General features: G+C 40.2%; 19 protein-coding genes and 1 tRNA gene. 8 read left to right on the top strand and 12 right to left on the bottom strand.

Annotated elements, in window-relative coordinates; genetic code table 11:
* Nucleotides 1-201: 201 nt before the first annotated feature.
* On the top strand, nucleotides 202-1,416 hold the full coding sequence (locus tag FCR2A7T_RS01105) for a TCR/Tet family MFS transporter (RefSeq protein ID WP_035116978.1): 1,215 nt from the start codon (nucleotides 202-204) through the stop codon (nucleotides 1,414-1,416).
* A 2-nt stretch (nucleotides 1,417-1,418) separates the two neighbouring features.
* On the opposite strand, the gene FCR2A7T_RS01100 is transcribed toward FCR2A7T_RS01105, so the two are convergent.
* Nucleotides 1,419-1,856, bottom strand: a complete 438-nt coding sequence (locus FCR2A7T_RS01100; protein ID WP_023569417.1) for a retropepsin-like aspartic protease — start codon at nucleotides 1,854-1,856, stop codon at nucleotides 1,419-1,421.
* A gap of 87 nt (nucleotides 1,857-1,943) precedes the next feature.
* On the opposite strand from FCR2A7T_RS01100, the gene FCR2A7T_RS01095 reads away from it, so the two are divergent.
* The 5 genes from FCR2A7T_RS01095 (at nucleotide 1,944) to FCR2A7T_RS01075 (ending at nucleotide 5,825) form a co-directional block, all read left to right on the top strand.
* Nucleotides 1,944-2,711, top strand: coding sequence for a TatD family hydrolase (locus FCR2A7T_RS01095; RefSeq protein WP_023569416.1), 768 nt, complete (start codon nucleotides 1,944-1,946; stop codon nucleotides 2,709-2,711).
* Between the two features lie 63 nt (nucleotides 2,712-2,774).
* A complete protein-coding gene (locus FCR2A7T_RS01090) occupies nucleotides 2,775-3,911 on the top strand; it encodes a 1-acyl-sn-glycerol-3-phosphate acyltransferase (RefSeq protein ID WP_023569415.1) in 1,137 nt (378 codons plus the stop codon).
* Nucleotides 3,901-4,929, top strand: coding sequence for an asparaginase (locus FCR2A7T_RS01085; RefSeq protein WP_035116801.1), 1,029 nt, complete (start codon nucleotides 3,901-3,903; stop codon nucleotides 4,927-4,929). The genes FCR2A7T_RS01090 and FCR2A7T_RS01085 overlap by 11 nt, the downstream gene beginning before the upstream one ends.
* A 61-nt stretch (nucleotides 4,930-4,990) precedes the next feature.
* Nucleotides 4,991-5,077 (top strand) — tRNA-Ser (locus FCR2A7T_RS01080).
* Between the two features lie 67 nt (nucleotides 5,078-5,144).
* Nucleotides 5,145-5,825, top strand: a complete 681-nt coding sequence (locus FCR2A7T_RS01075; RefSeq protein ID WP_023569413.1) for a porin family protein — start codon at nucleotides 5,145-5,147, stop codon at nucleotides 5,823-5,825.
* Here the strand turns inward: FCR2A7T_RS01075 and FCR2A7T_RS01070 are convergent.
* The 3 genes from FCR2A7T_RS01070 to asnS form a co-directional block, all read right to left on the bottom strand.
* Nucleotides 5,820-6,434, bottom strand: a complete 615-nt coding sequence (locus FCR2A7T_RS01070; RefSeq protein ID WP_023569412.1) for a hypothetical protein — start codon at nucleotides 6,432-6,434, stop codon at nucleotides 5,820-5,822. The genes FCR2A7T_RS01075 and FCR2A7T_RS01070 overlap by 6 nt on opposite strands.
* Nucleotides 6,435-6,595: 161 nt before the next feature.
* Nucleotides 6,596-8,062: an RNA polymerase factor sigma-54 gene (gene rpoN / locus FCR2A7T_RS01065; RefSeq protein WP_023569411.1), complete on the bottom strand. Its 1,467-nt coding sequence runs from the start codon at nucleotides 8,060-8,062 to the stop codon at nucleotides 6,596-6,598.
* Between the two features lie 86 nt (nucleotides 8,063-8,148).
* Nucleotides 8,149-9,582, bottom strand: coding sequence for an asparagine--tRNA ligase (gene asnS, locus FCR2A7T_RS01060; protein ID WP_023569410.1), 1,434 nt, complete (start codon nucleotides 9,580-9,582; stop codon nucleotides 8,149-8,151).
* A 174-nt stretch (nucleotides 9,583-9,756) separates the two neighbouring features.
* Between asnS and FCR2A7T_RS01055 the strand changes: the two genes are divergently transcribed.
* On the top strand, nucleotides 9,757-10,086 hold the full coding sequence (locus FCR2A7T_RS01055) for a DMT family transporter (protein ID WP_023569409.1): 330 nt from the start codon (nucleotides 9,757-9,759) through the stop codon (nucleotides 10,084-10,086).
* On the opposite strand, the gene FCR2A7T_RS01050 is transcribed toward FCR2A7T_RS01055, so the two are convergent.
* From FCR2A7T_RS01050 to FCR2A7T_RS01035, 4 genes are all read right to left on the bottom strand, one after another.
* Nucleotides 10,083-12,590 (bottom strand): DUF5686 family protein, encoded by a 2,508-nt coding sequence (locus FCR2A7T_RS01050; protein WP_023569408.1) that lies wholly within the window; start codon nucleotides 12,588-12,590, stop codon nucleotides 10,083-10,085. The two genes, FCR2A7T_RS01055 and FCR2A7T_RS01050, sit on opposite strands and share 4 nt — an antisense overlap.
* 89 nt (nucleotides 12,591-12,679) lie before the next feature.
* Nucleotides 12,680-13,243, bottom strand: a complete 564-nt coding sequence (frr, locus tag FCR2A7T_RS01045) for a ribosome recycling factor (RefSeq protein ID WP_023569407.1) — start codon at nucleotides 13,241-13,243, stop codon at nucleotides 12,680-12,682.
* Between the two features lie 25 nt (nucleotides 13,244-13,268).
* Nucleotides 13,269-13,976 (bottom strand): UMP kinase, encoded by a 708-nt coding sequence (pyrH, locus tag FCR2A7T_RS01040; protein ID WP_035116798.1) that lies wholly within the window; start codon nucleotides 13,974-13,976, stop codon nucleotides 13,269-13,271.
* Between the two features lie 121 nt (nucleotides 13,977-14,097).
* Entirely contained in the window at nucleotides 14,098-14,877 is a 780-nt protein-coding gene (locus FCR2A7T_RS01035) for a patatin-like phospholipase family protein (RefSeq protein WP_023569405.1), read from the bottom strand.
* Between the two features lie 105 nt (nucleotides 14,878-14,982).
* Here FCR2A7T_RS01035 and FCR2A7T_RS01030 point away from each other — a divergent pair, with 105 nt between their 5' ends.
* The gene (locus FCR2A7T_RS01030; protein WP_023569404.1) at nucleotides 14,983-15,585 is read left to right on the top strand and encodes a thioredoxin family protein; all 603 of its coding nucleotides are present in this window, start codon (nucleotides 14,983-14,985) and stop codon (nucleotides 15,583-15,585) included.
* Here FCR2A7T_RS01030 and truB read toward each other — a convergent pair.
* From truB to FCR2A7T_RS01010, 4 genes are all read right to left on the bottom strand, one after another.
* Entirely contained in the window at nucleotides 15,566-16,267 is a 702-nt protein-coding gene (gene truB / locus FCR2A7T_RS01025) for a tRNA pseudouridine(55) synthase TruB (RefSeq protein ID WP_035116976.1), read from the bottom strand. The two genes, FCR2A7T_RS01030 and truB, sit on opposite strands and share 20 nt — an antisense overlap.
* Before the next feature lie 9 nt (nucleotides 16,268-16,276).
* Complete coding sequence (locus tag FCR2A7T_RS01020; protein ID WP_023569402.1) at nucleotides 16,277-17,086, bottom strand: undecaprenyl-diphosphate phosphatase; 810 nt, start codon at nucleotides 17,084-17,086, stop codon at nucleotides 16,277-16,279.
* Between the two features lie 66 nt (nucleotides 17,087-17,152).
* A complete protein-coding gene (locus tag FCR2A7T_RS01015) occupies nucleotides 17,153-17,389 on the bottom strand; it encodes a DUF3098 domain-containing protein (RefSeq protein WP_023569401.1) in 237 nt (78 codons plus the stop codon).
* Nucleotides 17,390-17,484: 95 nt separating this feature from the next.
* Nucleotides 17,485-18,360, bottom strand: a complete 876-nt coding sequence (locus FCR2A7T_RS01010) for a cell division protein FtsX (protein ID WP_023569400.1) — start codon at nucleotides 18,358-18,360, stop codon at nucleotides 17,485-17,487.
* Nucleotides 18,361-18,426: the final 66 nt, after the last annotated feature.

Here is an 18,426-nt window from a genome sequence, read left to right as displayed (position 1 = left end):
GAAATGACAAAAAAAGTAAGTAATGCTTTTAATCAAAAAACACGTTTTAAAAATTTTATAGTTGAGAAAATGAAAAAACAATCGTTTCGTAATTTTAGTTGCTATGCCAATACTCCCCCGCCATTTGGTGAATTCATATTTTACAGCGAGCAGGCGGTTTTCAGACAAGTTTTTTGTAGGTTTACTTTTTTAAAATTTTTTATGAAAGCAAACAAAAAATCGGCCGCTGTAGGGTTTATATTCATAACCATGCTAATCGATATTATCGGATGGGGTATCATCATTCCGGTAATTCCGAAATTAATTGCCGAATTGATTCATGGCGACATCAGCGTGGCTTCCCAATACGGTGGCTGGCTGACTTTTGCTTATGCAATGACGCAGTTTTTGTTTGCGCCGTTAATCGGCAATCTGAGCGATAAATTCGGACGCCGACCGATTATTTTATTTTCGCTTTTCTTTTTCGCCATGGATTATCTTTTGCTCGCTTTTGCGCCCACAATTGCCTGGTTGTTTATCGGAAGAATTCTGGCTGGATTAACAGGTGCCAGCATTACCACGGCAACCGCTTATATTGCGGATGTGAGTGACGAAACCAATCGCGCCAAAAATTTCGGAATGATTGGGGCAGCCTTCGGTTTAGGATTTATCATCGGGCCGGTAATCGGAGGGATTTTAGGGCAATACGGGTCGCGTATTCCGTTTTACGCCGCTGCTTTCCTTTGTTTTATAAACTTTTTATACGGGTATTTCATTCTGCCGGAATCCTTATCTAAAGCCAATCGAAGAGACTTCAGTTGGAAACGTGCCAATCCGGTAAGCGCTTTGTTAAATCTGAAAAAATACCCGTCTCTAATTGGTTTAGTGGCCGCCTTGGTATTGGTGTACATCGGCGGACATGCCGTGCAGAGCAACTGGAGTTATTTCACTATGTACCGTTTTAATTGGAACGAAAGGATGGTGGGGATTTCGTTGGGCGTCATCGGTTTATTGGTCGGTATTGTGCAGGGCGGATTAATTCGATGGATTAATCCCAAATTGGGCAACAGTAAAAGTATTTATGTCGGATTGTTTTTATATGCGGTTGGAATGTTTCTTTTTGCGTTCGCCACACAGGGCTGGATGATGTTTGTGTTTCTGATTCCGTATTGCTTGGGTGGAATTGCGGGACCGGCACTGCAATCAGTGATTTCGTCTACGGTTCCGGCTTCGGAACAAGGCGAAATTCAGGGAATGTTGGCCAGTCTGATGAGCGCCACTTCTATTATCGGGCCACCTTTAATGGCGAATACGTTTTACTTTTTCACCCACGATGAGGCACCGTTTAAGTTTGCGGGAGCGCATTTTATTTTAGGAGGAATCTTAATGATTGCCAGCAGCGTCATTGCCTATCGAACCCTCAAAAAGAATTTCTGATTTTATTTTAAATAGAAATAATGATTGTAATAATCAATAATTGCTTTTCCTTGTAACAGGATGTCGGCCCCGATTATCCCATGAACCGCTTTGGCATTGTATTGCTGCAGGGCCAGATTCACGTGACTCATGTCGAAAATAACCAACGAAAAATCAGTGGTTTTCCAATGCGAGAGCTGTAGTAAGTTGTTGGTTGCCATTTGGGTGTACATTCCGGTTCCCCCGGCTCCGGCGGCTTTGGTGGGGGAATCTTTGGCGATAATATTGAAATAATCCACACTGTCAAAACCGATGCAACTGTTGGAGGCTCCCGTGTCTAGAATAAAATCCCCTAAAATGCCATTCACTTTAGCTTTTATTAAAAGATGTTGGGTTTTGGAGACTTTGAATTTTATTTTTTTGTAGCCTTCCTTTTTTAGCAGTTTGTGTAGGTTTTCCATAACTCAAAAATAATCTTAATTATCCAATTATCCGATTATCAAAAGGGAACTTTGTAACTTTGCGGCTTTGAAATATAGTTACTGAAAATGATTTTTACCGATACCCACACCCATTTGTATTCCGAAGAATTTGCCGAAGACCGCACCGAGATGATCGAACGCGCCATAAATAATGGAGTAAAACGGTTTTTTATTCCGGCAATCGACGCCTCGTATACCCAGAAAATGTACGATTTGGAACAACAGTATCCCGACAATATTTTCCTGATGATGGGTTTGCATCCTTGTTATGTAAAGGAAAACTACGAAGCCGAACTGGCGCATGTGGAAACCGAATTGGCCAAGCGTAAGTTTACCGCCATCGGTGAAATCGGGATTGATTTGTATTGGGATAAAACGACTTTAGAAATCCAGAAAATCGCGTTTCAGAAACAGATTCAATGGGCAAAAAAATACAAATTACCAATTAACATTCATTGTCGTGAAGCTTTCGACGAAATTTTTGAAGTGTTGGAGTTGGAAAAATCCGACGATTTATTTGGGATCTTTCATTGTTTTTCGGGAACGTACGAGCAGGCATTACAAGCTATTTCCTACAATATGAAATTGGGAATTGGTGGAGTGGTAACGTTTAAAAACGGAAAAATCGATCAGTTTTTGCGTCAAATCGACCTTAAACACATCGTTTTGGAAACCGATTCGCCATATTTGGCGCCCGTGCCGTACCGCGGAAAACGCAACGAAAGCAGTTATGTAACCTTGGTAGCCGAAAAGCTTTCTGAAATTTATCAATTGCCCGTAGCCGAAATTGCCCGAATTACAACCGAAAATTCGCGTGAAATTTTCGGGATTTAACAAAGAAATGCCCTTTGATTCATAAAAATTTCGTTCATTTGTGAATTGTTAAAAAATTAACTAATGCCAAAGTTCGACTCGATTCGCCAGTTTTATGACAGCGAAGTAAATACAGCCATTCAAAGCGTTGCCAATCATCCAATGATGAAAGCGCTGATGAGTTTTACTTTTCCCGATGTGGAAGAATCAGTTTGGATGGAACAGTTGAAAAGAACACATTCCATTCGTGATTTTCAGGTTAATTTCATTTACCAGTCCATCCAGCGCGTTTTGGAACGCAGTTCGGACGGATTGACTACTTCCGGTTTTGAAAAACTGGAGCCCAACACTTCGTATCTTTTCATTTCCAACCACCGCGATATCATTTTGGATACTTCCTTGCTGAATGTGAGTTTGTTTGATCACGGATTGGTTATGACAGCTTCGGCAATCGGGGATAATTTGGTACAGAAATCTTTTTTGTTGACGCTTTCTAAACTTAACAGAAACTTTTTGGTTCGCCGTGGCTTGTCGCCAAGGGAATTGTTGCAAAGCTCGAAACTAATGTCGGAGTTCATTTATCATTTGCTTTCCAAAGAAAACCGTTCGGTTTGGATTGCACAGCGTGAAGGAAGAACCAAAGACGGGAATGATGCTACCCACCAAGGAGTGTTGAAAATGTTGGCGATGGCTTCGGATGAAGAAAATCTGATGGATTATTTTAAGAAAATCAGAATTGTTCCGGTTTCCATTTCCTACGAATACGATCCCACCGATGCTTTAAAAATGCCGCAACTTATGGCGGAAGCCAATGATGAAATCTACATTAAAGAAAAAAATGAGGATTTTATCACGTTAATCAGTGGAATCATCGGTCAGAAAAAGCGAATCCATATTCATGTGGGTGATGTTTTGGATACCGAATTGGACAAGATTATGTCTGAAAATGACAATAATAACAAACAAATTCAGGCCTTGGCACAGGTAATTGACGATTCTATTTTGTCGACCTACAAGTTATGGCCTACGAATTTCATTGCCTACGATTTGATTCACAATACCAATCAGTTCTCAAATCAATATACCGAGAAAGAAAAGCAACTTTTCGAACGTCGCTTGGAAATGCGTTTGGGAAGCGAAGTGAATGCTTTGAAAGAAAGCTTTTTGGCGATGTATGCCAATCCGGTAGTTAATAAATTGAAATATCAGAATGTCGAATAAACCGAAAATACTGTTGGTTTACACGGGTGGGACAATCGGAATGGTGAAAGATTTCGAAACCGGTGTGCTGAAAGCATTCAACTTCGACGAATTACTGCACAATATCCCCGAATTAAAATTGCTGGATTGCGATATCGAAACGTTTTCGTTTAAAGATCCGATTGACTCTTCCAATATGAATCCCGATAAATGGGTGGCCATAGCGGAAGCTGTTGAAGAAAATTACAATTTTTTTGACGGATTTGTAGTGCTGCACGGTTCGGATACGATGTCGTATTCTGCATCGGCACTGAGTTTTATGCTGGAGAATCTGACCAAACCGGTCATATTTACGGGGTCTCAATTGCCGATTGGCGATTTGCGTACTGATGCCAAAGAAAACCTGATTACCGCGATTCAGATTGCCTCGCTCCAAAACAACAACCAGCCTATCGTTACAGAAGTCGGATTGTATTTTGAATACAAATTATACCGTGGTAACCGTACCACTAAAATAAGCGCCGAACATTTCAATGCTTTTTCCTCACCCAATTATCCTGAATTAGCCGAATCAGGTGTGGATTTGAAAGTAAATACAGATTTGTTGCTAAAGAAAACAACGGGAGAAAAACTAAAAGTCAACAAAACTTTTGATGATAATGTGGTAGTGGTAAAAATGTTTCCGGGCATTAACGAAAGTGTTTTGCATGCCATCTTGCACATTCCGAATTTAAAAGGTGTCGTATTGGAAACGTATGGCGCCGGTAACGCCCCAACGGAAGACTGGTTTATAACCATTCTGGAAAAAGCAATCAACAAAGGGCTTCATGTAATCAATGTGACGCAATGTTCCGGCGGAAGTGTAAATATGAATAAATATGAAACCGGGATGGAGCTGAAAAAAATCGGTGTGATTTCGGGTCATGATATCACCACTGAAGCGGCAATTACTAAACTGATGTACCTTTTGGGGCAACAGGTTTCTTCTTCGGATTTTAAAAATGCTTTCGAAACAGCGGTTCAAGGTGAATTGACCTAAAAATTTTTGAAATAAAGCTTTAGAATAACAAAATAAAGTCGTTATTTCGCAATCTCAATTTAGAGAGGTGTCCGAGTGGTTGAAGGAGCTAGCCTGGAAAGCTAGTATATGGGTAACTGTATCGAGGGTTCGAATCCCTTCCTCTCTGCGAAAAAATAAAAAGGCAATCTGCGGATTGCCTTTTTTTATTACCTTAGTAGAGAAAATCAAACAGTATGCATAAGTTTTTATTGTTGACTTTATTTGTAATTGTACCTCATTATGTTTTTGCTCAGGAGGTTGGTGCTGCAACCAAGACAGAAAATGTAAAAGTGGTTGATTCTTTATTCAGAGAAGATCAGTTTTATGTAGCCTTAAGCTATAATCTGGTTCAGAACAGTCCTGACGGTTTCAAACAGTTTTCTTTTTCTCCGAGTATTTCGGCTGGTTTTATGAGGGATTTTCCGATTTCCAAAAACAGACATTGGGCTATAGCTCCCGGTATCGGTTATTCTTATAATAATATTAAACAGTTTATCAGTACCAACGATCTTTTTTCAGATAATCCTCCGGTTCCTTCAGAGGATGTTAAAACCAGAATAGTGTCGCACAGTATTGAGGTTCCTTTGGAAATTCGTTGGCGAAATGCAACCTACGATAGTCATAAGTTTTGGAGGGTTTATACCGGTCTTAAGGCGCGTTATGTTTTCAATACCAATCTGAAACTAGAGTCGACTTCTATTGGGAGTGAAACATCTAATGTCGACAATAATATCAATAAATGGCAATATGGGATGTATGTTTCCACGGGTTACAATACCTGGAATATTCATGTTTATTACGGTCTAAACCCAATATTTAAAAACGGGTCGAAACTGTCGGATCTGAACATTGGCTTCATGTTTTATATCTTATAGCCAAAAATGCCAAAGCGCAATCTGAGGAAGGGTTCCCACCAGAATTCCCACCAATAGTTCTTTCATTGTATGCGCCTGCATGTACAAACGGGAAGAGGCGACAAAACCAACCATTATAATCAGGAAAGCAATCAGGCTCACAAAAGGGATGCCGTAATGCATCGAGATTGCGATAATGAACAACGTCATGCCGGTCATGGCAATCATATGGATGCTCGCTTTAAAATGAAGGACAATAAGAATTAGCGTTAAAATGGTGCTGATTAACGCTCCCAGAAAGAAATAATACAGTTCGGGAACCACTACCGTAGAAAAACTGTGTTCAATCAATACCAGATAAAACATTGCCTGAAAAGCCAACGGTAAACGCCGTTCCTTTTTTTCGTGCAGCATGATGCTGGATTTGGCCAATCCCAGAGATTTTAAAAGGAAATACATTGAAATCGGTAAAAAAACGGTTAGAATGGCAATCTGGAACAAAATCAGGAAAATTTCGTAGGGATAGAAAAAGTCCTTGGTGACAAAAAAATAAAACAAGGCCGCATACACCGAAATGAACAACGGATGAAAGAGATAGGAAAAAAACGGAAGTATTTTTTTTAAATCCATTTAGTTGTTTTTTTGAAGCGAGTGGCTTGGTGTCTTTTTGGTTTCGCAATTCCTGCTGTACGCTGTATCTTTTTTTGTTGGCTTCGAGAGCCTCAGCCAACAAAAAAAGGATGCCACTTCCATCAGGGCTGGACGGTTTTCGTCTTTTTTTATCGGGTTACCTATATTTTCTTGCGCATGCGTGCGACCGGAATGTCCATCAGTTCACGGTATTTCGCAATGGTGCGTCGGGCAATCGGATAGCCTTTTTCTTTTAGGATTTCGGCTAATTTATCGTCCGGTAACGGTTTTTGCTTGTCTTCTTCTTCAATTACCGATTTCAGTATTTTTTTGATTTCTATCGTAGAAACGTCTTCGCCCTGGTCGTTTTTCATTGCTTCCGAGAAGAATTCCTTAATCAGTTTTGTGCCGTAAGGCGTTTCCACATACTTGCTGTTGGCTACACGCGAAATCGTCGAAATGTCAAGACCAATCATATCGGCAATATCTTTTAGAATCATTGGTTTCAACTTCGATTCGTCGCCGTCGATAAAATATTCCTGCTGGTAATGCATAATGGCGTTCATGGTTACCAAAAGCGTTTCGTTGCGCTGTTTGATGGCATCAATAAACCATTTGGCCGAATCTAGTTTTTGTTTGATAAATTGCACCGCATCTTTTTGGGCATTCGATTTTTCTCTCGAATCCTTATAGGTTTGCAGCATTTCCTGATAATCTTTGGAAACATGTAATTCCGGCGCATTTCTGCCGTTTAAGGTCAGTTGTAATTCGCCGTCTACTACGCGAATCGAAAAATCAGGCACCACATGCTCCACGGTTTTGGAACTGCTTTCGAATGAGCCACCCGGTTTCGGGTTCAGTTTTTCAATTTCGTCAATGGCTTTGCGCAACTGTTCCTGAGAAACATCAAATTTCTGTAGTAATTTATCGTAGTGTTTTTTTGTAAAGGCGTCAAATTGCTGCTCGATAATCGCAATGGCCAAACTCACCGAATCGGTTGGGGTTTTGTGACGCAATTGCAACAGTAAACATTCCTGTAAGTCACGGGCGCCCACACCGGTAGGTTCCAGTTGGTGGATGATGTGTAAAATACGCTCTACGTTTTTCTCGTCGGTATAAATACCTTGGGTAAACGCCATGTCGTCCACAATGTCCTGAACGGTTCTGCGGATGTAACCCATGTCGTCAATGCTTCCTACGAGGAATTCGGCGATTTCACGCTCATCATCGGATAAGATAAAGGTGTTCAACTGATTGATCAAATCCTGATGAAAACTTACCGGTGCTGCGAAAGGCAAGCTTCGGTCTTCATCGTCGTCGCTGTAATTGTTCGCCTGAAGTTTGTAATCCGGGGTTTCGTCGTTGCTCAGGTATTCATCGATGTTGATCTCATCGGCGTCAATTTGTTCGTTGTCAAAATCATCATACTCATCGTAATCGTTTTCCGCTTCGTAATCGTCGTTTTCCAATGCATCTTCTTTTCCGGATTCCAATGCCGGATTTTCCACCAATTCTTCTTTCAGTCGTTGTTCAAAAGCCTGCGTGGGCAATTGAATCAGCTTCATCAGTTGGATTTGCTGGGGCGATAATTTTTGGGATAACTTGAATTGTAGATTCTGTTTGAGCATTTACAGTGGATTTTATGTAAAAGTTCCAAGTCTAAAGTTACTAAAAAACTCGAAACTTGGAACTGTAAACTATAAACTAAATTTTATTAAAACTCGGCGTTTTGCGGAGTTCTAGGGAATGGAATCACATCACGGATGTTGGTCATGCCGGTTACGAACAATACTAAACGCTCGAAACCTAATCCGAATCCGGAGTGAACGGCACTTCCGAAACGTCTTGTGTCTAAATACCAGTACAATTCTTTTTCGTCAATACCCAATGCTTTCATTTTTTCCAAAAGTACGTCGTAACGCTCTTCTCTTTGAGAACCTCCAACGATTTCTCCAATGCCTGGGAAAAGAATATCCATGGCACGTACGGTTTTCCCGTCTTCGTTCAAACGCATGTAAAACGCTTTGATGTTTGCCGGATAATCGAATAAAATTACCGGACACTTGAAGTGTTTTTCCACTAGAAAACGCTCGTGCTCGCTTTGTAAGTCCACGCCCCAATCGTCAACCGGATATTGGAATTTTTTGTTTTTATTCGGTTTGGAGTTTTTAAGGATGTCAATAGCTTCCGTGTACGAAACACGTTTGAAATTGTTGTCCATTACGAAGCTTAATTTCTCCAATAAAGCCATTTCGCTTCTGTCGGCTTGCGGTTTTGATTTTTCTTCTTCGATCAAACGTTGTTCTAAGAATTTCAAATCGTCACCACATTTGTCCACCGTATATTTGATTACGTATTTGATGAAATCTTCTGCCAAATCCATGTTGTCCGCCAAATTATTGAACGCCACTTCCGGCTCAATCATCCAGAATTCCGCCAAGTGACGGGATGTGTTGGAGTTTTCCGCACGGAAAGTTGGTCCGAAGGTATAAATCTGACCCAGCGCCATTGCATAGGTTTCGCCTTCCAGCTGACCTGAAACGGTAAGGTTGGTCTCTTTTCCGAAGAAATCTTCTTTGTAGTTTACTTTGCCTTCTTCGGTTCTTGGCGTTCCGTCGAAAGGTAAAGCGGTAACTTTAAACATTTCGCCTGCACCTTCCGCATCCGAACCAGTAATAATAGGTGTGTTTACATAGAAAAATCCTTTTTCCTGAAAATATTGGTGTACCGCAAAGGCTAAAGTCGAACGCACACGCATAATTGCGCCAAAAGCATTGGTACGGATGCGTAAATGTGCATTTTCTCTAAGGAATTCCAACGAGTGCTTTTTAGGCTGCATTGGAAATTTTTCCGGATCGGAATCCCCTAAGATTTCGATTTTGGATACCTGGATTTCCACTTTTTGCCCGGCACCCTGACTTTCGGCCAAAGTTCCCACCACACAAACGGCGGCTCCGGTTGTAATTCTTTTTAAAGTTTCCTCAGGGGTGTTTGCAAAATCAACCACACACTGAATATTATTGATGGTTGAACCGTCGTTCAACGCGATAAACTGATTGTTTCTAAATGTTCTAACCCATCCTTTTGCTTTTACTTCATGTAGTCCCGGCGCACTGTTTAGCAGGTCTTTAACTTTGGTGTGTTTCATTTTTAGATTGTTTTTTTATTCAATTTTCAATAAAACTGAATTTTCAATAAATAAAAAATTAAATGCCTGCAAATGTAGTAAAAAGGCTGAAGAATTTAACCTTTTGAAGTTCAGTTTTTATAAAAGATTAAGGTTTCAAATGCTATCTTTACCGTCAAATTAATTTCAACAGTAATGAATTGGATTTTATTGGTTATCGCGGGTTTTTTTGAAGTGGGTTTTGCCTCTTGTTTGGGTAAAGCAAAAGAAACTTCCGGAACAACATCGACTTTGTGGATGGTTGGTTTTTTTGTATGTCTGACCATCAGTATGACCTTATTGTACAAGGCTACACAGACTTTGCCAATAGGAACTGCTTATGCGGTTTGGACCGGAATTGGCGCTGTGGGAACAGTTATTGTCGGGATTTTCGTTTTTAAAGAACCGGCCGATTTTTGGCGGGTATTTTTTTTAACCACCTTGATTGCGTCTATAGTCGGACTAAAATTCGTGTCTTCTCATTAAAAGCCTAAATCCAGTACAAAACTTAACTTTACGGATATATTGTCGTTAAAAGTGGGTAGTGCATTGCCTCCGTAACGGTAAAATCCGGAAAGTCCCAATCCGCTATAAATGTTGTTGAATTCCAATCCCGATTCAAAATAGCCGGCATTCAGTGTTTTGTATTCGAAACCGGTGTGATTGTTTTGATTTTTAGCATCTCCAATTGCAGCACGGGTTACAAGGACGGTTGTCGGGTTTACTTTCTTAAATAATTTTACTTTCCGTAATCCGTGTTTGAAATGTAGTGCTACGTATTCACTGGAGAAAAACTCATTAAAGCGCATGGTTTCAAAACTGTTTTTTCCGGTAATGTTTAGGCGCTGCAAAATCGCGTCACGGTCTTGGGTGTTTGGCGAGATACTGTAAAGATGCGTAATTGGAACATCTCCAAAGGCAATTCCTGCCTGAAATAAAAAGGAGGTTTTTTGTCCGTCCAGGTATTTTTTTTCAATTTCCGTTCTGAAATCAAATTTCCCGAAATTCAAATCGTTTCCAAGTATTCCGGGAAGTGTTTTGGAGATCTGAAAAGTAAATTTCGGATATTTTTTTTCCGATTCAATCCTTCCGGAAGGCGTTTGCATATAATCACTAAACGGATTCCACTGTATCGATAATGAGGCGGTTGTGAGGTTGTAATTGTCGTAAACATTACCTCCGGCAAGAAAAGTATAGTCGAATTTCGGATCGATATGAGTTTGTGTCAGCTGCCAGACACTTTCCGTTTTTGGAAGTATTTTGGTTTCTACATATACCTTCGAGGTTTTGTGGCTGTAGAAGGTGGTTAAGTTAAAAGGACGCGGATCATAGAGTCGGAATCGCTTTCGGTCGATGTCGAAAATGGTACTTCCGATTTCCTGTAAATCATCGGTATAGGAAATGCCAATCCAGGAATTGGAAAAATTACCGATTCGGGTAGATTGTCCTAAACTGAATTTAAATCCATCGTCTTTTAAGCCATAAGCCCCATACCCGCTCAGGCGGATTGTTTTTGAAAACACATCAGTGGTTACTCCACCCAATCCGAAACGGAAACCTTCATAGTTGTTGTATTTGATGAGTTGACGAAGTTCTAAATCCACGGCGCCCAACGGAATGAAACCATTGATAACTTTTCTCCCGATTTTAATTTTTTGTTCGTATCCTTCTTTGCTAACCAAACTGTCCAGTGTCGAGTAGGTGCTCATGCTGCGAATGTCCAGGCTGTCTTTTCGGAAAGGCGTCCAGTAATTTTCGTTTTTTGAAATGGCATCTTCATTAATGTCAATGGCGATATACTGATGTTTGATTTGTACAGGCGAGTTGAATTCGGTTTCGAAATTTTTCGATTCGGAAAGAATGTACACAAAATCGGAAGCTGATTTTTTTTGTTTCCCCGAATCGTCATTTTCCAGGTTTTCTTCAGGCGTAAATTTGATGGTTTCGCCTAAGATTTTTACATCATTTTTATTGTTTCCTTTTACAATTTTAAGGGTGTTTTTTTCAGGAAACCAAATGTCGTCTTCTTTATAATATTTCAGAACATTGGTGGCACTGATGTCCAGAATTCCCTTGGAACGGTAAACCGATTTCGCAATGGCGTAACTGACTTTGTCAATATATAAAATACCTTCCAGTTTCGATTTTCGGTTTTGGTTTTTATGTTTGAAATGAATCATGTAGGCTTTTCGGTTGCCCAAAAAAACCGTATCCAGTATTTTATAATTGTAATAGTTTAAGGCATCGTTGGCAATAGGGTTGGGGTATTTGGTTTCGAAAAGTTCAATTTTGTCGTCGTAAACCGAATACGATTGTAGCTTCAGTCCGATGTATTCATAAATAGGTTGTTTGAAACCTGCCATTCGGGTGGCTAAAACCGTTTCTTTTAATCCTTGTTTCTTATTGAATTGTATTTTGGATACTTTTTCGGTTTGGTACAAATGCTGTTTCTGAATGATTTTTTTGAATTTGAAATCGGAAGAATCCAGCTTTTGAAATCGTGTTCCTATTTTTTCATAAGTGAAAATTGTATCAATTTTTCCTCTGATGGAGTCGGGATTGGCGGTGATAATCAGTTTGTTGTAAGTGTTGAACTGAAAACTGTTGAGTTTTTTCTGCGGATTGTTGATGTCTTTGTAAATAATGGTGTTCCGGATGATGTCCAATGCAGGATTTCCGCCGATTACGAGTTCGTTCAACTCCTGTGTTTTTTCCACCAGTTTTATGGAATAGAATTTCTGATTGGATTTTAATGCCACAACTTGCGATTGAAATCCGGTATAGGAAACCGTAAAATCAGCTACGTCGTTGGTGTTTTCAATGGCGAATTTGCCGTCAACATCCACAATAATGGTCTTCCCGTTGCTTAGGTGTAGGGTGGCAAACGGCAATGGTTTATTGGTACCTGCATTTCGAACGATTCCGGAAACGGGGTTTTGGGCATTACATAAAATGCTGAAAACAGAAAACAAAAAGAGAAAAATTCGCATCAAAATACAAGCGGACTTTCGGAATGATTGTTACAAATGTAAGGTAAAGGTATGAAATAAAAAATCCCGATTAAAAATCGGGACTTAAATTATACTTTCATGATTTCAGCTTCCTTAATCGCTAAATGCTCTTCAATTTTTTTGATATAAGCATCGGTTAACTTCTGAACATCGTCTTCAGCCGTTTTACAAATGTCTTCCGACGTGCCTTCTTTTTCCAATTTCTTGATTTCGGTATTCGCGTCTTTACGAGCGTTACGGATACTTACTTTCGCGTCTTCCGCTTCCGCTTTGGCTTGTTTTACCAATTCTTTACGGCGCTCTTCCGTTAACGGCGGTACACTAATGATAATGTTGTCTCCATTGTTCATCGGATTAAAACCAAGATTGGCAATCATAATCGCTTTTTCAATAGGGTGTAACATTGCTTTTTCCCAAGGCGTGACCGTGATGGTTCTCGCATCGGGCGTGTTTACATTGGCTACCTGAGAAAGCGGCGTTTGTGATCCGTAATAGTCTACGAAAACACTTCCCAACATTTGCGGAGAAGCTTTTCCGGCACGAATGTTTAAAAACGATTTTTCAAGGTGCGCGATAGAGCCGGTCATCGATTCTTTCGTGCTATCTAAAATAAAAATAATTTCTTCAGTCATGATACTAATTTTTTATAAATCAATATTAAATATTTACTGTGGTTCCTACGGTAGCGCCTTCACAAACTTTCAATAAATTGCCTTGTTTGTTCATGTCGAAAACAATGATCGGTAATTTATTTTCCTGACTTAAAGTGAATGCAGTGGTGTCCATAATGTTCAACCCTTTGCTTAATACATCGTCAAAAGTGATGTGGTCGTATTTAACAGCATCGGCATTTTTTTCCGGATCCGAATCGTAAACGCCGTCTACACGGGTTCCTTTCAGAATCACGTCGCAATCTACCTCAATTCCTCTTAAAACTGCTGCGGTATCCGTTGTGAAATAAGGGTTTCCTGTCCCGGCTCCGAAGATAACGATTCTGTTTTTTTCCAAATGACGTACCGCTCTTCTTTTGATGTATGGTTCGGCAATGGCTTCAATTTTTAAAGCGGTTTGTAAGCGGGTTTGCATTCCGGCATCTTCCAAAGCGCCTTGTAATGCCATTCCGTTAATTACGGTGGCCAGCATTCCCATATAATCGCCTTGTACGCGGTCCATTCCGTTGCTTGCTCCGGCAACTCCCCTGAAAATATTTCCGCCTCCAATCACAATGGCAATCTGAACGCCTTTGTCGTGAATTTGTTTGATCTCAGCAGCATATTCAGCCAAGCGTTTCGGGTCGATTCCGTATTGTCTGTCGCCCATTAGCGCTTCGCCACTCAGTTTCAGAAGAATTCTATTGTATTTCATTTGTTGAATGTTGTTGTTTTTCAATGGTCAACGAAACTGGATCCTCGTTTCATGGAGGAGGTTTCATTTAATGGTGCAAATATAGTTATAATCTGTTTTTTTGAAATAGGTTAACCGAAAATTATACCACAAGTTCTTCGTATGACGTTTTTGCCGCTTCATACCCAATTTTAAAAATGGCATCCATTTTGGCTTTGCTGGTTTCGAAGGTGCTGTAAATAGCTAGTTCTTCCGGGGCAATAACCCAGTCGCAGAGGTTGAATTTCTGCATGTTGGAATTCGCCGAAAGCAAATCGAAAGCCCTGGAGGTTACCGCTTTGATCGAAGATAAGTCTTTGGCTTCAATTTTTTGAATCGGACTGACATACACGCCAATCAATGTTTCACAGCGTCCTTGCAGAATATCGGTTGGGAAGTGGTTCAAAATTCCGCCATCGCTATACATTTTTCCGTTCATTTCATACGGCGAAAGTACGCCCGGAAACGAAGAGGAGGCTAAAATAGCATCCACCACTTTGGTGTCGGGACCGAAAATTTTGAGTTTTCCTTTTACCAGATCGGTGGCAGTGATGTGCGTGTGAATTTTTAAATCACCGATGCGGGTTTCGCCAAAAATCGTATGAAAATAAAAATGAAAGGCGTTCGAATCGATAAAACCTGCCTTTTTAAACGTAAAATGTTTCCAGTTGAAAAAGTAAATCGACTTAAAAAAATCTAGAATTTCCTCAGGCGATTTTCCTCCGGCATACAACGCGGCAACGATAGATCCGGCGCTGGTTCCGGCAATGTGATTCGGACGAATGTTTTGTTCTTCCAGAAATTTAAGGACACCGGCGTGGGCAATTCCTTTTGTACCGCCTCCGGAAAGTACCAATCCAATCGATTTTGTTTTTAAATCCATTTTAAAACTTTGCCATAAAATTACACTTTTTGTGCATTCGAATGTGACTTTTGTCACCTTACAAATTTGTTTTTTGAAGTAACTTTGTAGTTAAAATAAGAAAAAATGAAAGTCATCATAGAAAATGCATTGCAAAACAGTTGCAATTATGCCGAATACAGAGCGAAAGTAACACAGTTATTGGCTGAAGGAAAATCGTCCGGTAACGAACAATCCGAAGATTTACTGCATTACAGTCAGTTGAACGAAGTGCGCATGAACCGTCTGGACAAAACGCTGGTCGTTCCGGAAGAAGTGAAAACTACTTTGGGAAATCTGAACAAAAAATACATTTGGTTAGTTTTGGCGGAAGGCTGGTGCGGTGACGCTGCCCAGTTGTTGCCAATCATGCATAAAATGGACGAAGTTGCCGCTGCAATAGATTTACGAATTGTTTTCCGTGATGAAAACGATCCGTTAATGCAGGAATTTTTAACCAACGGCGGAAGATCCATTCCAAAATTAATTATTGTCAATGCCGATAATCACGAAGTGCTGGCTGCTTGGGGGCCAAGACCGGAAGGTGCTACAAGACTTATAAAAGAATTCAAAGCAAAATTCGGAGTCGTGAACGAAGAAGCCAAAACCGAATTGCAGAAATGGTACCTGCACGATAAAGGCTTGTCGACCATGGAAGAAATTACGAAAATTATGCTTGCTTTGGACTAACCGTGTCTTCAAAATCGGTAACTAAAATGGCGTTTTCTACCGAGAATTCGCCAATTTTTGTTCGGCGTAAAGCGGTTAAATGGGCGCCCGATTGTAAAGCGGCTCCAAAATCATAAGCCAGCGAACGAATGTAAGTCCCTTTGCTGCATACCACTCTGAAATCAATTTCCGGCAAGGCTATTCGGGTCAGTTCAAATTCGTGAATGGTGGTTTTTCGGTGGGCAATTTCCACTTCTTCGCCGGCACGCGCGTGTTCGTACAAACGTTTTCCGTCTTTTTTAATGGCCGAAAATACCGGTGGTTTCTGATCAATTTCGCCTACAAATGACAAGCGGGCTTTCTCAATCAGTTCGGCTGTAATATGTTCGGTGGGAAACATAGCGTCGATTTCGGTTTCCAGATCATACGAAGGTGTCGTGGCCCCGATATGAAAGGTTCCGGTGTATTCTTTTGCTTGACTTTGGATTTCGGTAATTCTTTTGGTGAATTTTCCGGTGCAGACAATCAGTAAGCCGGATGCCAACGGATCCAACGTTCCCGCATGTCCTATTTTGAATTTCTTCGGGAGTTTTAATTTGTTGATTAAGGTGTATTTCAACTTGTTCACCGCCTGAAAGGAACTCCATTTCAAGGGTTTGTCAATCAATAAAATTTGTCCGTTTAGGTAGTCTTCGGGAGTCAGCAAAGCGTATTATTTTAAATAAGTGAAGTAAACCAAAAGACCAATTCCCACTACAATGCGGTACCAGCCCCAAGGTTTGAAACCGTATTGTTTGATGATGCCGATGAAAAATTTAATCGCCAAAATCGCAACAATAAACGCCACGATATTGCCGATTAAGAATAGTTTTATGTTTTCGTCTGATTTTAAAATCAGTTCGTAGCCTTTCATTTGAGAATGCTCGTAGGTTTTTAAAAACACCGAATAGCAAGTCACCGCTAACATGGTCGGAACTGCTAAGAAAAAAGAAAATTCTGCTGCTGCATGACGTGTCAATCCTTGCTGCATTCCGCCAATAATTGAAGCTGCTGAACGACTTGTGCCGGGCATCATGGCCAAACACTGCCAAATACCAATGGTGACTGCTTTTTTAACGGTGATGTCTTCTTCGCTGGTTATGGTTGGGTTTTTAAAACGACTGTCAATGAATAGCAGAATAATTCCGCCCACAATTAATGCAATGGCAATGGGAATTGGGTTGCCTAAAACTGCGTCAATCTTGTCGTCAAATAATTTTCCCAACACCAATGCCGGAACAACCGCACAGGCTAATTTGATAAAGAAATTCAGTTTGGTGAAATCGAAAAACTTCTTCCAATACAAAACCACAACGGCCAGAATCGCTCCAAACTGAATCGAAACCTGGAATAATTTCACGAAATCGTCTTCCTGAATGCCAAAATAGGAACTGGCAAAAACCATGTGTCCAGTGGAAGAAACCGGTAAATATTCGGTTAAACCTTCAATGATGGCAATGATTAGGGCTTGAAAAAAATCCATTTGGGAGTTATTGAGTTGCTGAGTTTCTAAGATGGTAATGAACTCAGAAACTTAGTCACGATATTACTATTGTTTACTTTTCTTAAAAATCGAATAAATCGTAATTCCGAAACCGATTAAAACTACGGTCGGCGCCAATTTGATTCGGCGGAAATTAAAAATGTCTTCGCTGAATACTTTCGGGTCATCGCTGCCACCGCCGGCCATCAGAATAAAGCCAAGCGCAATTACGCCCAATCCGATTAAAAGAATTTTATAGTTGCTGTTTTCAAAAAGAAAGTCCGGTTTTTGTTTGTTTTCCATAATTTTAAAAGGGTCTAAAATGTGATGCCCGTATTTTAAATGTTTCTAAATCGATAACCGTATTCAGTACTGTTTTCCAAATTCTAACTTCCCTCTTAATAAAGATCGTCTGTTCTTAAATTTAAAAAACGCTGCGTAGCAAAGAACGTACTGATCCAGGTAATTACGATGCCAACCAGTAAAATACCAATTGAAATAATCGCCATGGAAGCATAGTCTTTGGCAATTCCTAAATTCGGGAACAAGCCGTCAACATAGAACGTTAAGGCAATAAGTGCCATGATAGCCAATCCGGAACCAATCAATCCTAAGCGGATACTTCTCCAGATGAACGGTTTGCGGATGAACGATTTGGTAGCGCCCACCATTTGCATGGTTTTGATGATGAAACGGTTGGAATACACTGATAAACGCAACGAACTGTTGATTAGTAACATTGAAATCAGTCCGAAAACACTGCTGATAATCAAAATCCAGAAGCTGATTTTCTTGATGTTCTCATTTGCTAATTCCACTAATTTTTTATCGTAAATTACTTCCGTAACCATGTCGTTGGTACGGATATCGCTTTCAATCTGTTTGATTTTTGCCGCTTCCACATATTCTCCTTTCAAGTGAATATCAAACGAATTCGGTAGCGGGTTCATGCCCAAAAATTCAAGGAAATCTTCTCCCACAATATCTTTGTTGTTTTTGGCGGCATCGTCTTTGGAAACAAAAGCAAAATCTTTCACGAATGCCGAATTTTTCAGCTTCGTCTCAAATGCTTTCAAAATCGTATCGTTCGCCTCGTCTTTAAAATAGACCGACATCGGAATGTCTTCTTTAAAACTGTTCGAGATTTTTTCGGAATGGATAACAAACATACCCAATGCTCCCAAAAGGAACAGCACTAAAAAAATACTCAAAACCACAGAAAAATAAGAAGAAATAAGTCGTCTTTTTTGAAACTTCTCGAATGATGATGCCATATAACTCTAAATTAAGCCGTAAAAATAATAAAGAAAATCGTTTTTAACCTTTATAACGCCCAAAGT

Origin of the sequence: Flavobacterium cauense R2A-7 (assembly GCF_000498475.1) — a bacterium.
GTDB classification, from domain to species: Bacteria; Bacteroidota; Bacteroidia; order Flavobacteriales; family Flavobacteriaceae; genus Flavobacterium; species Flavobacterium cauense.
The sequence above is the reverse complement of the archived record's forward strand: the minus strand, read 5'-3'. Positions and strand labels throughout refer to the sequence as shown.